This is a genomic window from Achromobacter mucicolens, from assembly GCF_029866465.1.
GTDB lineage: Bacteria > Pseudomonadota > Gammaproteobacteria > Burkholderiales > Burkholderiaceae_B > Achromobacter > Achromobacter mucicolens.
The window spans coordinates 1653944-1670466 of sequence record NZ_CP123364.1; the positions used below are offsets into that span (position 1 = coordinate 1653944).

17 protein-coding genes and 2 tRNA genes are annotated in these 16523 nt (G+C 65.9%); 9 read left to right on the forward strand and 10 right to left on the reverse strand.

Going from position 1 to position 16523, the window contains the following annotated elements:
• Nucleotides 1-7 precede the first annotated feature (7 nt).
• Nucleotides 8-1582 carry a diguanylate cyclase gene (locus QEP15_RS07545; RefSeq protein ID WP_280148610.1) on the forward strand — a complete coding sequence of 525 codons (1575 nt, stop codon included), beginning with the start codon at nt 8-10 and terminating at the stop codon, nt 1580-1582.
• Between the two features lie 24 nt (nt 1583-1606).
• On the opposite strand, the gene QEP15_RS07550 is transcribed toward QEP15_RS07545, so the two are convergent.
• Complete coding sequence (locus tag QEP15_RS07550) at nt 1607-1846, reverse strand: 6-phosphofructokinase (protein WP_217618562.1); 240 nt, start codon at nt 1844-1846, stop codon at nt 1607-1609.
• Nucleotides 1847-1942: 96 nt separating this feature from the next.
• Between QEP15_RS07550 and yddG the strand changes: the two genes are divergently transcribed.
• Nucleotides 1943-2851 (forward strand): aromatic amino acid DMT transporter YddG, encoded by a 909-nt coding sequence (gene yddG / locus QEP15_RS07555; protein WP_142049887.1) that lies wholly within the window; start codon nt 1943-1945, stop codon nt 2849-2851.
• A gap of 28 nt (nt 2852-2879) precedes the next feature.
• Here the strand turns inward: yddG and QEP15_RS07560 are convergent, their stop codons facing one another.
• Entirely contained in the window at nt 2880-3071 is a 192-nt protein-coding gene (locus QEP15_RS07560) for a hypothetical protein (protein WP_062838453.1), read from the reverse strand.
• Between the two features lie 259 nt (nt 3072-3330).
• Here QEP15_RS07560 and QEP15_RS07565 point away from each other — a divergent pair, with 259 nt between their 5' ends.
• From QEP15_RS07565 to QEP15_RS07575, 3 genes are all read left to right on the forward strand, one after another.
• Nucleotides 3331-3582 (forward strand): hypothetical protein, encoded by a 252-nt coding sequence (locus tag QEP15_RS07565; protein WP_056320044.1) that lies wholly within the window; start codon nt 3331-3333, stop codon nt 3580-3582.
• 107 nt (nt 3583-3689) lie between these two features.
• Nucleotides 3690-3881, forward strand: a complete 192-nt coding sequence (locus QEP15_RS07570) for a hypothetical protein (protein ID WP_056320045.1) — start codon at nt 3690-3692, stop codon at nt 3879-3881.
• A 201-nt stretch (nt 3882-4082) separates the two neighbouring features.
• The gene (locus tag QEP15_RS07575) at nt 4083-5006 is read left to right on the forward strand and encodes a hypothetical protein (RefSeq protein WP_217618548.1); all 924 of its coding nucleotides are present in this window, start codon (nt 4083-4085) and stop codon (nt 5004-5006) included.
• 75 nt (nt 5007-5081) lie between these two features.
• On the opposite strand, the gene QEP15_RS07580 is transcribed toward QEP15_RS07575, so the two are convergent.
• The 3 genes from QEP15_RS07580 to egtD form a co-directional block, all read right to left on the reverse strand.
• A tRNA-Met gene (locus QEP15_RS07580) sits at nt 5082-5158 on the reverse strand.
• A gap of 160 nt (nt 5159-5318) precedes the next feature.
• Nucleotides 5319-6635: an ergothioneine biosynthesis protein EgtB gene (egtB, locus tag QEP15_RS07585; protein WP_280148611.1), complete on the reverse strand. Its 1317-nt coding sequence runs from the start codon at nt 6633-6635 to the stop codon at nt 5319-5321.
• A gap of 32 nt (nt 6636-6667) precedes the next feature.
• Entirely contained in the window at nt 6668-7645 is a 978-nt protein-coding gene (gene egtD / locus QEP15_RS07590; protein ID WP_217618547.1) for an L-histidine N(alpha)-methyltransferase, read from the reverse strand.
• A 296-nt stretch (nt 7646-7941) separates the two neighbouring features.
• Between egtD and QEP15_RS07595 the strand changes: the two genes are divergently transcribed.
• Together QEP15_RS07595 and QEP15_RS07600 are read left to right on the forward strand one after the other, a co-directional pair.
• Nucleotides 7942-8277: an ElaB/YgaM/YqjD family protein gene (locus tag QEP15_RS07595; protein ID WP_056320053.1), complete on the forward strand. Its 336-nt coding sequence runs from the start codon at nt 7942-7944 to the stop codon at nt 8275-8277.
• A 9-nt stretch (nt 8278-8286) separates the two neighbouring features.
• Nucleotides 8287-9774 carry a phospholipase D-like domain-containing protein gene (locus tag QEP15_RS07600; protein WP_082586243.1) on the forward strand — a complete coding sequence of 496 codons (1488 nt, stop codon included), beginning with the start codon at nt 8287-8289 and terminating at the stop codon, nt 9772-9774.
• Between the two features lie 49 nt (nt 9775-9823).
• Here the strand turns inward: QEP15_RS07600 and QEP15_RS07605 are convergent, their stop codons facing one another.
• From QEP15_RS07605 to QEP15_RS07620, 4 genes are all read right to left on the reverse strand, one after another.
• Complete coding sequence (locus QEP15_RS07605) at nt 9824-11491, reverse strand: FMN-binding glutamate synthase family protein (protein WP_062838448.1); 1668 nt, start codon at nt 11489-11491, stop codon at nt 9824-9826.
• Nucleotides 11492-11691: 200 nt separating this feature from the next.
• The gene (locus QEP15_RS07610; RefSeq protein WP_217618545.1) at nt 11692-12915 is read right to left on the reverse strand and encodes a YeeE/YedE family protein; all 1224 of its coding nucleotides are present in this window, start codon (nt 12913-12915) and stop codon (nt 11692-11694) included.
• Between the two features lie 150 nt (nt 12916-13065).
• Nucleotides 13066-14010 carry an AEC family transporter gene (locus QEP15_RS07615; RefSeq protein WP_142049863.1) on the reverse strand — a complete coding sequence of 315 codons (945 nt, stop codon included), beginning with the start codon at nt 14008-14010 and terminating at the stop codon, nt 13066-13068.
• 33 nt (nt 14011-14043) lie between these two features.
• Nucleotides 14044-14937 (reverse strand): DMT family transporter, encoded by an 894-nt coding sequence (locus QEP15_RS07620; RefSeq protein ID WP_152383856.1) that lies wholly within the window; start codon nt 14935-14937, stop codon nt 14044-14046.
• A 118-nt stretch (nt 14938-15055) separates the two neighbouring features.
• On the opposite strand from QEP15_RS07620, the gene QEP15_RS07625 reads away from it, so the two are divergent.
• Nucleotides 15056-15499 carry a GNAT family N-acetyltransferase gene (locus tag QEP15_RS07625; RefSeq protein WP_056320068.1) on the forward strand — a complete coding sequence of 148 codons (444 nt, stop codon included), beginning with the start codon at nt 15056-15058 and terminating at the stop codon, nt 15497-15499.
• 150 nt (nt 15500-15649) lie between these two features.
• Here the strand turns inward: QEP15_RS07625 and QEP15_RS07630 are convergent.
• Nucleotides 15650-15734: transfer RNA gene (locus QEP15_RS07630), tRNA-Leu, on the reverse strand.
• A 150-nt stretch (nt 15735-15884) separates the two neighbouring features.
• Here QEP15_RS07630 and QEP15_RS07635 point away from each other — a divergent pair.
• Entirely contained in the window at nt 15885-16496 is a 612-nt protein-coding gene (locus tag QEP15_RS07635; protein ID WP_175156854.1) for a tRNA-uridine aminocarboxypropyltransferase, read from the forward strand.
• Nucleotides 16497-16523 lie beyond the last annotated feature (27 nt).

Sequence of the window (16523 nt, forward strand, 5' to 3'; positions counted from 1 at the left end):
CCGCGCCATGGCTGACGGCGAAACGGTTGCTGGCGTGCGCCGCCGCCGGGCGCGCCGCTATTCCATGCGGACGGGTCTGCTTGCCCTCGTCTTTGCCTGTATTACCCCGGCGCTCATCGTGGCGACGGTCGCCGTCTACGAAAGCTACGTCATCCAGAAAGAGCGGATCTTCCGCGACACGATCTTCCTGGCGCGCAATCTCACGGCGATCCTGGATCGCGAGCTCACCGGCGTCGAAGCCGGTCTGCAGATGCTGGCGTCCTCGCCGGATCTGGTCGAGGGCGATCTCGCCGGTTTCCATCGGCGCGCGCGCGAGTCCGTGCGCTTTCAGATCGCCGACACTTACGTGCTGACGAACAAGGAAGGCCGGCAGATCATCAACACGCAGGTGCCCTACGGCTCGGCCTTGCCAACCGGCAGGGCGCCCGATGAACTGGGTCGCGTCTTCCTGACGCGCATGCCGGTGCTGACAAGCCTGTTCACCGGCGGTCTGACCAAGGACCCCACCATCGCGCTCGGCGTGCCAGTCTTGCGGGACGGAGAGGTGGTGTACAGCCTGAACGTGGGACTGTCGCCCGAGCGCATCGGCAACGTCCTGGGCCGCCGCGCCCTGCCCGAGGGCTGGGTGGCCGCCGTGCTGGACGGCTCGGGAACCATCATCGCCCGCACCCGCGACACCTCCAAATTTGTGGGGCAGAAGGCGGTGCCGGCGCTGGCCCGCGCCGTGCAGCAGGAAGGCGAAGGCTCGTTGGAGACGATCACCAAGGAAGGCACGCCCGTCTACACCGCGTTCAGCCGGTCGACGCTGTCGGGCTGGACAGTCGCCGCCGGCGCGCCCATGCAATTGCTGACCACGGACCTGTACCGATCCATTGCGTGGATTGGTCTGGGCACGTTGTTCGCGTTCGGTTTGGGGTTGTGGCTGGCGCTCAGGCTTGCAAGCCGGCTCACGTCGGCCGTGCAGGGGCTGGTCGCGCCGGCGCTCGCGCTGGGCGAAGGCCGGACCGTGGAACTGCCCGCCACGCGCATCAAGGAAGCCCAGGAGGTGGGCGCCGCCATGCTGCAGGCGTCGCGCAAGCTGGCGCGCGCCCAGCACCTGGCGCACTACGATCCGCTCACCGGCCTGTGCAACCGGGTGCTGTTCGGCGAACTCGTGCTGCGTGAACTGGCGGTCGCCCAGCGCAGCGGCGATTCGTTCTCGATCCTGGCGATCGACCTGGACGGCTTCAAGGCGGTCAACGACATGCACGGGCACGCGGCCGGCGACACGGTCCTGAAAGAGGCGGCCGATCGCATGGCCAGCGCCATCCGGGTCTCGGACGTGGCGGCAAGGCTGGGCGGCGACGAATTCGCGGTGCTGCTGCTGGGCGCCAACCAGGAGAACGCGCGGCTGGTGGCCGAAGCCCTGGTCGAGAGCCTGTCCTTACCGTACCCCAATGTGCGCGTCGCGGTGTCGGCAAGCATCGGCATCGCGGTGTATCCCCAATCGGGCGCCACCATGTTGCAGTTGCTCGAGCGGGCCGATGTGGCGTTGTACCGCGCCAAGGGCCTGGGCAAGCGCCGGGTGGCGCAGGACCAGTAGGTCCGCCGCCGGTCGCCATGCGCGTCACATATCCTGGCGCGGCGACAGTGCGGTCAGGACCTCGCCCGATTTCAAGCGATAGCGCCTGTTGTCCAGCGCGACGACAGGGTCGCCTTCGGAGGTTCTGAGTATGTAGCGCGATGCGGCAAGCGGCATGGGGCTGGCGCCCGCGTCGTCCGCCCGCAAGAACACTTCAATGCGGTAAAGGCGCCCCGAATCCGTGCTTGCCAGCACGTCGCTCATCCTGCGTGTAGAAATGGCCATGCCGCTATTTCTCCGTTGGGTTTTCGCTAAACTTGCCGCCTTGGCGCCGGTCCGGTCTGATTGCCGGGCATGCGCGGCGCGCAATCGGAAACGGTAATGCAATTGAATCCTGGCCGGAACGCGGCCACTACCCTGGGTCTGCTGGCTATCCTGCTGTGGGGCACGGTCGTCGGCCTGATCCGGGGCGTCAGTGAAAACTTCGGCCCCATTGGCGGCGCCGCGCTGATCTATACGGGAGGGTCCATCTTCCTGGTGCTGTTGCTGGGATTGCCCAAGCTGCGCACGTTTCCCCGGTCGTATCTCATCGTGGGCAGCCTGCTGTTCGTCGCCTATGAGATATGCCTGTCGCTGTCGCTGGGATTCGCGGCCGATCGTGCGCAAGCCATCGAGCTGGGCATCGTCAATTACCTGTGGCCATGCCTGACGGTGGTGTTCGCCATGCTCATCAATGGGCAGCGGGCGAGCTGGTGGGTGGCGCCGGGCATCTTGTTGTCGGTTTGCGGCATCGTCTGGGTCGTGGGCGGAACGGGCGGGCTGTCAATTGAACGCACCGCCGCGAATGTGTCGAGCAATCCTCTGAGTTATGGACTGGCCTTCAGCGGCGCCATCATCTGGGCCGTTTACTGCAACGTGACCAAGCGCTTTGCGGACGGCAAGAATGGCGTCGCGCTGTTTTTCATGCTCACGGCAGCGGTCTTGTGGATCAAGTACCTGTTCAGCGCGGAACCCGCATTGGTGTTTGCCGCGCCCGCCACGGTCGAGTTGTGCGTGGCCGCTGGCGCCATGGCAAGCGGCTATGCACTGTGGAACGTCGGAATACTGCGGGGCAACCTGACCCTGCTGGCTACCGCGTCGTACTTCACGCCGGTCTTCTCCACCTTCTTTGCCGCGCTGTGGCTATCCACGCCGCTCACCCTGTCGTTCTGGCAGGGCGTGGCAATGGTCACCGCCGGTTCATTGTTGTGCTGGGCAGCGACGCGCGGCAGACCGGCCCGCAACGGATAGTCCGGGCCGTGTCGTGAGAGGGGGAGATTTACTCGACGAGCATCGTCAGGGCGACTGCGAACCCCAAGGGAACCAGCAGCAACGAGGCAAAAGTGGAACTGACAATCGCCGCCGATATCTTCAGCAAGGGCTCGGGCCCTGCGCTTCGTATCGTTTGAACCACCAACGCGACGATACCCATAACCATCAAACAGCTCATGAAAACTGCTACGTAAGTCATGTTGTCTCCGTCCTCGCCTGATTTAGGGGATGCGGCGCCGCTGTGCGGTCTTGATGTTTGTGTCGATTGTGCGCCTGTATTGCGAGACTGCACCCTAGGGTTTTCCTTGCCGGCGGGCGGCTTTGTGGCGTATTTGCCGCGCAGTGTGCAGCATGAAAATCGTGTGCGGACGCAGCAATTTCCGACGGCGGAACAGGCTTCGGCAACCCGGCGCGATTGCGCTACGATGGCGTGATCAAAACACCGGAGAGGCCGCCAGATGCCGCAAAAACTACGCCCTGGCACGCGCGCCACCTTGCAGGTCCGCCAGCTTTCGCCCGGCGAGTTTGCGTGGATCATTACCTTGCTCGATCCCGAATCCGGCAATGTGCGCAGCACCAATTATTCGGACAGGCGATATCCCAGCCAGGATGAAGCGTCGACGGCCGGCAAGGCCGCCGTCCTTGCATTTCTCGCGGACGACACGTCCGAACGCGCGCCGGCCGCAAGCGGCGGCAAGCGCAAGGACTGACGCCGCGCGCCGTCCTTCCATGGCGCCCGGCCGCTGAGCGGTCTTGGGCACGCCATTTGCTGATGCTCATGCAAGGCGCATCTTGCGCTGCTTGAGGAGAGGCAATCATGTCCCAGATCCCGCATCGAGAGCCCGGTCAGCCGGACGATCTCACGCCTGACGATCCGGCGCTCCCGGGAAACCCGCCTGCGGACGATCCGCGTCCGGACCCGGGCCGTCCCACGGACAACCCCGACGTCATCGACCCCACGCCGCCCGCGCCGGATCCCCGCGCGCCCGGCACCATCGACCTGGCCTGATTGCGGCCAGCATTACTTCAATTCCGATCCCTTCATCGAAGCAAGGAGGTTTCCATGCGCTCAATCCTGTTGTGGCTGCTCGGCGTGCCCATTCCCATCATCATCCTGCTGGCTCTGTTCTGGCACTGAAGGCCGGTGCGTCATTTCCGCTTTGGCACCCGCGTGTGCGCGGCTGCGTAAGTCTCTGGACAAGGATCGATCATGCAAAATACGTCTTCATTGAGCCAACCTTATGCCGATGGCGTGCCTCCACGTGAGTCCGCCATTTCGGCCGTGTCGTGGGCGGCGGTATTCGCCGGCGCGGTGATCGCCGCGGCGCTGTCGCTTGCATTGTTTGCCGGCGGCACCGGCCTCGGTTTTCTGTCCGTTTCGCCTTGGGGTGAGGAGGGCGTGTCGGCGCCCGCCATCGGCATTGGCATCATTGTCTGGATGCTGCTCACGCAGATCATTTCGTACGGCATCGGCGGCTATGTCGCCGGGCGCCTGCGGACGAAATGGGTCGACGTGCATTCCGATGAGGTCTACTTTCGCGACACCGCGCACGGCTTTCTGGTCTGGGCGCTGAGCGCCGTGGTCAGCGCCGCGCTGCTGGGCTCCGCGCTCGCGTCGATGGCTTCCGGCGTTGCCAAGGCCGGCGCTTCGGTGGCGGCCACGGCCGGCACGGCGGCAACCGCGGCGGCGACGGCCGGCGCGACCGGTGCGAGCAGTGGCGGTGGCATGGAGCGCGCAACCGACTATCTCACCGACACCCTGATGCGCTCGGAACGTCCCGAGGCCAACACCGATCCTGAAGCGGCGCGTGCCGAAGTTGGCCGCATCGTCGCCATGAGCATCACCCGCGGCGACATGACGCCGGCCGATCGCGACTACGTGGTGAAGGTCGTGGCCGCCCAGGCCGGTGTGGAACCCGCCGTCGCGCAGCGCCGCGTCGACGAGGCGATCCAGAACGCCAAGAAGACCGCGGAAGAAGCCAAGGTGAAGGCCAAGGAAGCTGCAGACGCAGCCCGCAAGGCTGCCGCGGCGTTCGCGTTGTGGGGCTTTGCATCGATGCTGATCGGCGCGTTCGTGGCGAGCCTGGCTGCCACCTGGGGCGGCCGCCGCCGCGATGCGGTCTATCGGGTTTAATGTGGTGCTTCGGGTGTAGATAATCCGCCCGAATGCAAAAGGGCCCGCACAGTGTGCGGGCCCTTTTAAATTCCTTGGTGGCGCATCCCTGATTCGAACAGGGGACCTGCGGATTATGATTCCGTCGCTCTAACCGGCTGAGCTAATGCGCCATCCTTTTTTCGCCGTTCGGTTTGCGTTGCAAGTGCCGATCAACGAAGAACGAAATTCTAGCACGAAGTTTTTTTGGAGTGCAAGTGGGCGCCAGCCAAATTTTTTCGGCCGGTCTGGACAACTTGTTCAGCCAGCGTTGGTGCGGTCGCGCGCCGCCCTTCAGGCATCCCGCGCGAGGCGGATGCCCGAGAACTGCCAGCGCGCCTCGGGCGGAAAGAAGTTGCGGTAGCTGGGCCGGATGTGGTCGCGCGGCGTTGCGCACGAGCCGCCCCGCAGCACGTACTGGTTGCACATGAACTTGCCGTTGTATTCGCCGACGGCGCCCGCGCTGGGCTGAAACCCGGGATAGGCGTCATAGCAGCTTGAGGTCCATTCCCACGCGTCGCCGAACAATTGCACGGGACCGCCCTGGCTGTGGCGCGCCGGGGCGGGGCGCGTGTCCAGGTGACCGTTTTCAAGCATGTTCGCGCGGGCCGAATAGGTGTCTTCCGACAACTGGCGCGCGGCGTATTCCCATTCCGCTTCGCGCGGCAGGCGCGCGCCGGCCCAGCGGGCGTAGGCGTCGGCCTCGAAGTAGCTGACGTGCGTGACCGGGGCGTGCAGCTCCAGGTCCTGCATGCCGCGCAGCGTGAAGACACGCCACGCATCGTCCGAGCTTTCCCAATACAGCGGAGCGCGCCAGCCTTGTGCGCTCACCATGTCCCACCCCATCGAGAGCCACAGTTCGGGCCGCTGGTACCCGCCATCCTGCATGAAGGCCAGGTATTCGCCCTGTGTCACGAGGCGATCGGACAGGGAGAAGGGCGTCAGCAGGACGTCGTGGGCCGGCCCTTCGTTGTCGAAGGCGAACCCGCGTCCGTCGTGGCCGATGCGCGTGATGCCGCCGTCGTACCGGGTCCAGCCCGGTGTGGTAGCGGGCGGCTGCGCGGGCTGGCCCGGCGCGACGTAAGCAGGCCTGAGCGGGTTGGCCGACAGCATGTGCTTCAGATCGGTCAGGATGAGTTCCTGATGCTGTTGCTCATGATTGAGTCCAAGCTCGAGCAGCGCGTCGAATTCGGGATCGTTGCCGCCCAGGCGCGAGATCAGCGCGTGCATCGCTTGGTCGACATGCTGCCGGTATTGCAGCACTTCCGACAGCGGCGGGCGCGACAACAGGCCGCGTTGGGGGCGCGGATGTTTTGCGCCGACGGCGTTGTAGTAGGAGTTGAAAAGCATCCGGTATTGCGGATGGAAGGGCGGACTGGACGCGTCATAGCGCGCCAGCAGGAAGGTCTCGAAGAACCAGGTGGTGTGCGCCAGATGCCATTTGACCGGACTGCAATCGGGCATGGATTGCACCTGGCAATCCTCCGGGCTCAAGGGCGCGGCCAAGGCGGCGGTGGTGGAGCGTACGGCGTCGTACCGGTCGTGCTGTCCGGCTTGTCCGCTGGCATAAGGCCCGATGGCGGGATGAGTCAGCAGGCATGCGGGGTCCATGGGGATATCTCCAGAATCGTGGGCGCCCTGCGTCAGGCGCGGGCGCTGAAAACAGAAAACCAGTCGCGGGCGTCCGACCAGTGCGCGATGTCGCGAAAGCCCGCGCGGTGGAGCAGATCGCTGAAGGCTTGCGGCGTGAATTTGTAGGAGTTCTCGGTGTGGATCCGTTCGCCGACCTTGAACTCGCGGTGGCCGCCGGGCCAGGCAACCTGCACGGCGCGCTGCGCCTCCAGGTGCATTTCGACACGCGAACGTTCGCTGTTGAAGAGCGCCACGTGGCGCCAGTCATCGACATTGAAATCGCTGCCGAGCACGGTGTTCACGTGGCGCAGCAGATTCAGGTTGAACGCGGCCGTCAGGTGCAGGGCGTCGTCATACGCCGGTTCCAGCACGCTCTTCGGTTTGACCCGATCGACGCCGACCACGAGTCCGCCGCCGGGACAGGCTTCCCGGATGCGCCGCAGCATGGCGTACGCGGCTTCGGGACCCAGATTGCCGATGCTGGAGCCGGGATAGAAGAACAGGCGTTGCTGTCCCGGAACGCCTTCGGGCATCGCCAGTTCATGTGAGAAATCCTGGCCGACAGCCGTGATCCGCATGTCCGGATACGAAAGCTTCAGGCGCCGCACGGCTGCCTGCAGATAGTCGGCCGAGATATCGACGGGCACATAGTGGCTGGGCCGCAGGCTGGCGAACAGCCGCTCGGCCTTGACGCAATCGCCGGCGCCCAGGTCGATCATGGCCTGCACGGGGCCGACGTGGCGCGCGATATCGATGCCGTGGCGCTGAAAGATCTCGTCTTCGCAACGCGTTGGATAGTATTCGGGCAGCTGCGTGATGGCCGTGAACAGCGACGAGCCGAGCGCGTCGTACAGGAACTTGGGATCGATGTGGGCGGCACTGTCGAGCAGCCCTTCGTGCAATTCGATCTGCTCGGCGCTGGGGTGCTGCGGCTCCTGCGCGATGAATTCGGGGGCGACGGCGGCGAGGAGTGCGGAAGGAGAAACCATGCGTTCAGTTCCTTTTTGGGGCGGTTGAAGCGCATTGCAAAGACTCATTGTGGCGGCTGGGGGGGTTTGCGTGTCAAGCGCCAGGCCTCTGAATGCAATGGACTTTTACGAAATCGAAATCGCGTTTGGCGGAATACGGGAAGGGGCCGCGAGGTCACGCGCAGGCGTTCCGACTCCGCCATCAGCAAGTTTCGGGCCGCTGAAATATCGGTTTACCGCTGGTTGCGAAAGCTCGGGCAGTTTTGGGCCGTTGGTGTGGACAATGGGACTTCCAAGAAAAAATCGAAGGAGCTAGCATGAATCGAAAGCACCAGCGCGCTGAAATGGCTTTGCATCGTGAACGCGTGAATGACAGCTTCCACGAGCTGCTCGCCGGCACGGAAGACCTTTTGCGTTCGACCGCCTCGTATACGGGCTCCGAAATCGAAGCGGCGCGCGCGCGCTTGAAGCGCCAGCTCGCCGATGCGCGTGAATCCGCTGGCGGCTGGGAAGGCGTCGCCCGCGAACGAGCCCGCCGGGCCACCGCTTACGCGGACGAATACGTGCATGAGAATGCATGGAAGTCGGTCGGCGTGGCGGCGATAGTGGGCGCCGTGCTCGGCTGCATTTTCGTGGCGGGTAATCGACGCTAGAGACGCATCATGAGCCCATTACCGGCATTGAGCCGGGGTGGGCCGCGCAATGCCCTGCAAGCACTGACGACCGACGCGCGCCGCTGGGCGCGCGCCGTCCTGTTTGCGTGCGTCGCATCCGTGCTCGCCGCCTGCGCCAGCGTCCCCGACGCGCAGGAGCGGCACGCGCGCGCCGCGCAAGCAGGCCTGTCCGCGGATGCGGCACAGGACAGCTATCGTCGCGGGCAAGGCATTGCTGCGGACCCTCAAACCCCCAAGGATGATTTTCTTGCACGGCACCTGGCGGTGGAGCAGGCGGTCAGCGGCGCGCCGCTGGTCAAGGGCAATCGGGTGCGCCTGCTTGCCGACGGGCCCAGCACGTACAAGGCGATGCTCCAATCCATCGCCCAGGCGCGCCGCTACGTGCACATGGAAACGTACATTTTCGACGACGATGCGGAGGGCAATCGCTTTGCAGACGCGCTGATCGCGGCGCGCAACCGCGGCGCCGAGGTGTCGCTGATGGTGGACGCGGTCGGCACGATCAAGACGCCCGATGACCTTTTCCAGCGCATGCGCGACGCGGGCGTGCAGGTGGCGGTCTTCAATCCCGTCAATCCGGTCAACGCGCGCGCCGGCTGGTCACCCAATCAGCGCAACCACCGCAAGGTGCTGGTCGTCGACGGCAAGGTGGGCTACCTGGGCGGCATCAACGTCAGCAGCGTGTACGAGTCGTCTTCGTTCTCGGGCGGAAGCGGCTCCGGGTCGTCGGGATCCGGCGGCGGCTCGGGCGCCAAGGCGGGCGAGCCCGCCAAGGATGCCGACTCCGCGCCCTGGCGCGACACGCACCTGCGCATCGAAGGGCCGGCGGTGGCGCAGCTGGAACAGGTGTTGCAGGCCGGCTGGGCATCGCAGGCCAAGGAGCCCATCAAGGGCGGCGATTCGCACGTTGCGCCTGCGGTCGGCGACACCGCCGTCCGCATCCTTGCGAACCAGCCCGATCGCAGCGACGGCTACACGGTCTATCTGACGTTGATGTCGGCGTTCGAAAGCGCGCAGAAATCCATCCACATCACGATGGCGTACTTCGTGCCGGATCCGGCGTTCATCGAGGTGCTGCAATCCGCGGCGCGGCGCGGGGTGGACGTGGTGCTGGTGCTGCCGGGCTTCAGCGACTCGTCGCTGGTGTTTCATGCCGGGCGTTCGCACTACACCGATCTGCTGCGCTCGGGCGTGAAGATCTACGAACGCCGTGACGCCTTGCTGCATGCGAAGACGGCGGTGGTCGATGGCGTCTGGTCGACCGTGGGGTCCAGCAACATGGATTGGCGCAGCTTTGCGCTGAACTACGAGATCAACGCCGTGGTGCTGGGACCGGAGTTCGCGGCCGAGATGGAGGCGCTGTTCCAGCGCGACGTGGCCGATGCCGAGCAAGTGACGCCCGAGGCCTGGAAGGAGCGCGGCCTGGACGACCGCTTCATGGAGTCGTTCTCGCGCATGTTCGAGCGCTGGTTGTAGCGGGTGCGCGGGCGGCTCGGATCCTGTCCGCGCCGCCCGTCAGCGCCGTTCAGGAGTTGCCGGCCGCGGCGGCCTGTGCGGCGTGCTCGCGCGCCAGGGCCGTGGTGATGTCGTGGGTGGGCTGAAACGACTGCGCCTGCGCCATCGCCCAGCCTGCGCGGAAGACCTGGTGCCGGAACTCGCCGCGCAGCAACTCGCCAGGCGCCAGCTCCGGAAACAGCGCGGACAAGAGGCGGATTTCGCTGGGCGAGATGCGTCGCGCGATATGGTGCGGGCGCAACTGGCCCGGGTGGGTCAGGCCGGCTGCGGCCAGCAGTTCTGCAAGTGCATGCAGCGTGTTCTTGTGAAAATTGGCCACGCGCTGCGCCTTGTCGGGCACCACCAGCGCGCGTTGCCGTAGCGGATCCTGCGTGGTGACGCCGGTGGGGCATTTGCCGGTGTGGCAGGCCTGGGCCTGGATGCAGCCGATGGCAAACATGAAGCCGCGCGCGGCGTTGCACCAGTCGGCGCCCATCGCCATCACGCGGGCCATGTCGAACGCAGTGATGATCTTGCCGGACGCGCCCAGCTTGATGCGGTCGCGCAGGTTCACGCCGATCAGCGTGTTGTGCACGAGCCGCAGCGCCTCGCGCAGCGGCGTGCCCACGTGATCCACGAATTCCACGGGCGCTGCGCCCGTGCCGCCTTCCGCGCCGTCCACCACGATGAAGTCCGGGGTGATGCCGGTTTCAAGCATCGCCTTGACGATGGCGAACCACTCCCAGGGATGCCCCACACAGAACTTGAAGCCGACGGGCTTGCCGCCGGAGAGCTCGCGCAGGCGCGCCACGAATTTCATCAGGCCGATCGGACTGTCGAACGCGGAATGGCTGGCGGGCGAATTGCAGTCCTGCCAAGGCGCCACGCCCCGTGCCTCGGCGATTTCGATCGTCACCTTGCCCGCCGGCAGGATGCCGCCGTGGCCCGGCTTGGCGCCTTGCGACAGCTTGATCTCGATCATCTTGACCTGCGGCGTACAGGCGTTGCGCACAAACGCTTCTTCCGAAAACGCGCCGTGCTCGTCGCGGCAACCGAAATAGCCCGAGCCGATGTTCCAGACGAGGCTGCCGCCCGGCTGGCGATGGTAGCGGCTGATGCCGCCTTCGCCGGTGTCGTGCGCAAAGTCGCCTTGCCGCGCGCCTTCGTTCAGGGCCAGCACCGCGTTGGCCGACAGCGCGCCAAAGCTCATGGCCGACACGTTGAACACCGACATGGAATAGGGCTGCGTGCAGTCGGGCCCGCCCACGGTGACGCGAAAGTCCGTGTCGTTGATATGCGAGGGCGACATCGAATGGTTGATCCATTCGTAGCGGTCGCCGTAGACGTCTTCCTGCGTGCCGAAGGGGCGCTTGTCGATCTCGCGCTTGGCGCGCTGGTAGACGATGGAACGCTGCGCGCGGGAAAACGGCGAGGCCTGCGTGTCGTCCTCCAGGAAGTACTGCCGGATCTCGGGGCGGATGAATTCGAACAGGAATCGCAGGTTGCCGATGACCGGATAATTGCGGCGGATGGCGTGCCGAGGCTGGATCAGGTCGTACACGCCCAGCGCGCCCAGCAGCGCCAGCGGCACGGCTGCCGCAAGCCACCACAACGACGCGGTGGCGGCCAGGGCCGCGGTGATGGCCGCGCCTGCAAGGGTCAACAGAAAGGCCGTGAATCGGCCGGCAATCCAGTTCATGTCCGTCTCCGCTTTTCGGAATGCAGCAACCATACACCAGGGCCGCTGGCTGCCGGATGAATGGCGGGCCGCGTGCGCGTGCGCCGGCGCGTGCCTTGCGCAGCCGGAGGATAGGCTGAAAGGCGCATGTTCAATGGCTTGGCGGCCGGGCAAAAAAAATGGCCTCCTGCATCAGGAGGCCATTGTTGGAACACTGATTCTCAGCAGCTGGATGCCGGCGGTGTCTTTTCGACGGCCAGGCCGAACAGCGGACGCAGGTGCACGCCCAGTGCGCTGCCGGCAAACGCGGCAGGCAGCCACAGCCAGGCATGCAGGCTGCCCGACAGGATGCCGCTGAAGTAGGCGCCGATGTTGCAGCCGAAGGCCAGGCGCGAGCCATAGCCGAGCAGCAGGCCGCCGATCACGGCGCTCGCGAGCGAGCGCGCCGGCACCTTCCAGACGGGCGCGAACTTGCCGGCCGCGCTGGCGGCGGCCAGCGCGCCGAGCATGAGGCCGATGTCCATGACGGTGGTGACATCCTGGCGCAGCGGCGCGGCCAGCGACGGCTGCTTGGCCCAGTAGGCCCAGGTGGCGACGTCGCCGCCCAGGGCATCCAGCGTCTTGGCGCCCCACAAGGCGAAGGCGGACGTAATGCCCCAGGGGCGTCCGGCCAACGCCAGCGTTGCGAAGTTCAGCACGACGAGCGCCACGCCGCCCCACACGAGGGGCCACGGACCCTGCAGCAGCGAAACGGGGCGAGCCGTGCGCGAGGCGAAGGAAATCACGTGGCCATGACGGCGCTTTTCCAGCGTGGTGGCGACCCAGGCGATCAGCGCAAAGACGGCCAGATTGACGAGGATCGCGGGCGCCAGGCCCCAGGTCTTGATGAGCGACGTGGGCGCCAGCGCCGGCAGGCTGGACCACCAGCCGAAGTTGGCCGTGGCGATGACCGAACCCACGATGAAGAACAGCAGCGTCACCACCATGCGGGTGTTGCCGCCGCCCACCGCGAAGAGCGTGCCCGACGCGCATCCGCCGCCCAGCTGCATGCCGACGCCGAACAGGAACGCGCCCAGCAGGACCGAGACGCCCGGGGGCGACACGAAGCCGTTGACCGGCTGACCGAACAGCGTGCCGGCGGCCAGAAAGGGGAAGAACAGCAGCACGCCCACGGCGAGCATCAGCATCTGCGCGCGCAGGCCGGCCCCGCGGCGGTCCGATACGAACACGCGCCAGGCTTGCGTGAAACCGAACGACGCGTGGTACAGCGTGACGCCAAGCAGTGCGCCGACCACCCACAGCGCGCCCTGGCGCCAACTGACGGTCTGGTTGAGGTACAGGGCGCCGGCCAGGACCAGCAGCACCGCAATCCAGAGCGGCTTGCGATTGATGTGGATGGGCGGCAGGGCCGAGGGCAGCGGCAGGGAGGAGGCGTTGGCGCTCATGAAAATCCCGAGGATCAAGTCGTAAATGCAAACGGGTGCGAAAGGCGCACCCGTGGGAATGGACGTCAGTCTAGTCCTGTCAGTAAATATCTCAAACCAAGGATTCGTGCTTTAGCAATAACTTCAAGTTATATAGTGCCGCTGGTGAGTTCACGAGACGGGGTGCGCGCTGATCCACGCGACGAGCAGGCTGACCGTCACCACCGATGCCACGGTGCTGACCAGGATGGCGCGCGAGGTCACGCGGGCGTCGCGTCCATACATCTTGGCCAGCATGAACGGTCCGGTGCCGATGGGCAGCGCGCTCATCAGCACGGCCGTCCAGGCCCACAGCGGCGGCATCGAGAACACGTAGAACGCCAGCACCGCAGTCGCGGCCGGTTGCAGGAGCAGCTTGCCCAGCACCAGGCGCATCACGCCCGGTCCGGAGGCCGCGGTTTCCGTTTGCGCCAGAAAAAGGCCGATGGTCACCAGCGCGCACGGGCTGGCGGACGCGCCCAGCAAGGCCACATAGCGGTCGACGCCTTCGGGCAGACGGGCACCGGTTGCCGCCCAGGCAAGGCCGAGGACCGGGGCCGCCAGCAGCGGATTGCGGATCAGGGCGCGGCCTACCTTCAGCAGCGTCGCGGGCAGGTTGGGCGTCTGCTGCCGATCGAACTCGATGAGGGCGATGGCAAATCCGAAGAGCACGCTTGCGGTGAGCAGCGTGGTGAAAGTGGCGGGCGCCAGGCTGTCGGCGCCAAGCAGCGCCAGGCACAGCGGAATGCCCATGTATCCGGCGTTGGCGTAGGACGCCGCCAGGCCTTCGATGCTGCGGTCGGTGAGCGTCTGCGCGCGGCGCCCGCGCGCCAGGAACGAAACCACGAACGTGATGGCGATGCCGCCCGCAAACGCGCCGACGAAGCCCCAGTGCGCCATCTGCGCCAGGTCCACCTGCGTCATGGCGCGGAACAGCAGCGCGGGCAAGGACAGGTACACCACGTAGCGATTCAGCGCGTCGGTCGCGTGGGTGCCCAGGATGCGCCAGCGGGCGGCCAGCCAGCCGGTCAGTATCAGCGCAAAGACCGGCAGGGCGGCGGTGACGACGGCGTTCATGGGCGAGGGCGCAAGGGCGGAAAGGCGGTCATTCTACTTGGCGTCGCTGGCGGGCTTGCGGGTCACCAGCAGGATGCCCAGCGCGGCCAGCACCATGCCCGGCCAGGCCAGCGGGGGAATGGGTTCGCGCAGGATCAGCAGCGCAATGATCGCCGTGCAGGGCGGCACCAGGAAGAACAGCGCGGACACGCGGGAGGCCTCGCCGTGGCGGATCATGGCCAGCAGCAGGGTGATGGCGACCAGGGAGTTGCCGACGACCAGATAGGCGAGCGAGCCGAGCAAGGGGCCGGTCCATTCGATGCGCATGGGTTCCAGCCAGAATGCCAACGGCGCGGACACGGCAAGGCCCACGCCATACTGGACGAAGTTGGAGGCGACGGGATGGATCTGCGTGCCGAAGCGCTTTTCGTAGAGCGTGCCGCCCGTGAGGCAGAGCAGCGCGCCGACCGCGAACGCCAGCCCCAGCGGCGCCAGCACGTCGATCGAGGCCTTGGCCACGATCACGAGCGCGGCGCCCGCCACGCCCAGCGCCAGGCCGGCCCATCGCCGGGCGTCGACGCGTTCATGCGCGAGCGCGGGCGCCAGCAGGCCGATGAGGATGGGTTGAAGCGAGGTGATGAGGGCCACGCCGCCCGCCGACATTCCCTGCTTGAGCGAGAGGTAGGTGAAGCAGAAGTAGCCGGCCTGCAGCAGCAGGCCCACCATCGCCAGGTGCCCCCATGCGCTGGCCCGCGTGGGCAGCGGCGGCCGAAGCGCCAGCAGCAGCGGCGCAAGGATCAAGACAACGCACGCGTAGCGCAACGCCAGGAACGTCAGCGGATCGGCATAGGCCAGGCCCACCTTGAGCACGACAAAGCCGCTGGACCACAGCATAAGAAAGAGCGCGGGTGCGGCTTTCAACCAGGCAGGGGGCGCGGCAGGCGTCATGGCGGACCAAGGGCGGCAAGGGCAAGCCGCGATCGTACCCCTTTTCGCGCCTTCTTCATCCTTGCGAAAATGCGGCGTAGGATTCAGTTATTCATTTGCTGCAATGTAGGGGTAGGACATGTCGGCCAACAAAGAAGCAACGGTGCGTATTGCGCTGGGAACCTGGGATCGCTTGCGCGACGACGCTTATTCGGTGCGCCACGCGGTTTTCGTGGTCGAGCAGAACGTGCCGCCGGAAATCGAGATGGATGACGACGACGCGGTGTCGGTGCATGCCGTGGCGTATGGACCCGATGGCACGCCGATGGGCACGGGGCGCCTGTTGCCCGACGGTCACATCGGCCGCATGGCGGTTCACAAGCGCGCGCGCGGAATGGGCGTGGGCGGGCAGTTGCTCGATGCGCTGATCGGGCAGGGGCACGGCGACGGCCACCGCATGCTGGTGTTGCATGCCCAGACGCACGCCGCGGGCTTTTACGAGGCGCATGGCTTCAAGGCCGAAGGCGAAGAGTTCGTCGAGGCCGGCATCCCGCACGTGGTGATGACGCGCACGTTGAAGTAGGGAGCCGCGCTGTGGGCGTGCGCCGCAGCCGATGCGCGGCGGCGCCTCGCCCTGCGCAGTGTGGCGCGCACAAAGCAAAAACCCCGAACGCTTTCGCATTCGGGGTTTTTCTTTTGGCGCATCACGACAGGTACCTCGTGATGTAGTAATTGGTGCCCAGGAGAGGACTCGAACCTCCACACCTTGCGGCACACGGACCTGAACCGTGCGCGTCTACCAATTCCGCCACCTGGGCGCTGTTGCTTTACATGTTGCGTCGCTTTCGCTTCCGTTTCGTGTTCAGCAGCAGAGGAACGAGATTATGCACACTTTTTTTGAAGTGTGCAACTTGGTCTGCATTTTTTTCACTTTTTTTGTGCGGTCCGCTTTCGATATAGTGTCGGCCATGTCTCGATCCCTCTGTACGCGCTGCCTGCGCCCGCTGTCGCATTGCCTTTGCGCCCTGATCTCGTCGTTGTCCTGCCGCACCAGCGTGGTGGTCCTGCAGCATCCCAGCGAAGCGCGCCACGCGCTGAACACGGCGCGTCTGGCAGTGCTGGGAATCGCGGGCGCGCGCCGTGTCGTCGGTGAATATTTTTCCGAGGCGGAGTGGGCAGCGCCCGGGTACGCGCCGCGCCTGCTGTTTCCGGGAGAGGGCGCCGACGTGCTGACGCCGGGCTATGGCCAGGACATGGACTCGCCCATCCGGCTGATCGTGCCGGACGGCACGTGGGGGCATGCGCGCAAGCTGCTGCACATCAACCCGGCGCTTGCCGCGCTGCCGCGCGTCATGCTGCCGCCGGGCCTGTCGACGCGCTACCGTGTGCGCCATGCCGATGTGCCGGGCGCGTTGTCCACCATCGAGGCCGTGACGCACGCGCTCAATGCCATCGAGGCGCCGCGCAACTTCGACGCGCTGCTGGCGCCATTTGAGGCGTTGATCGATGGGCAGATCGACGGCATGGGCGCGGACCTTTACGCGCGTCATCATCTGAATCGCAAGGTGCCTTGGCGCTGACCGGGGAAAGCAAAACGCGTGGGGCAA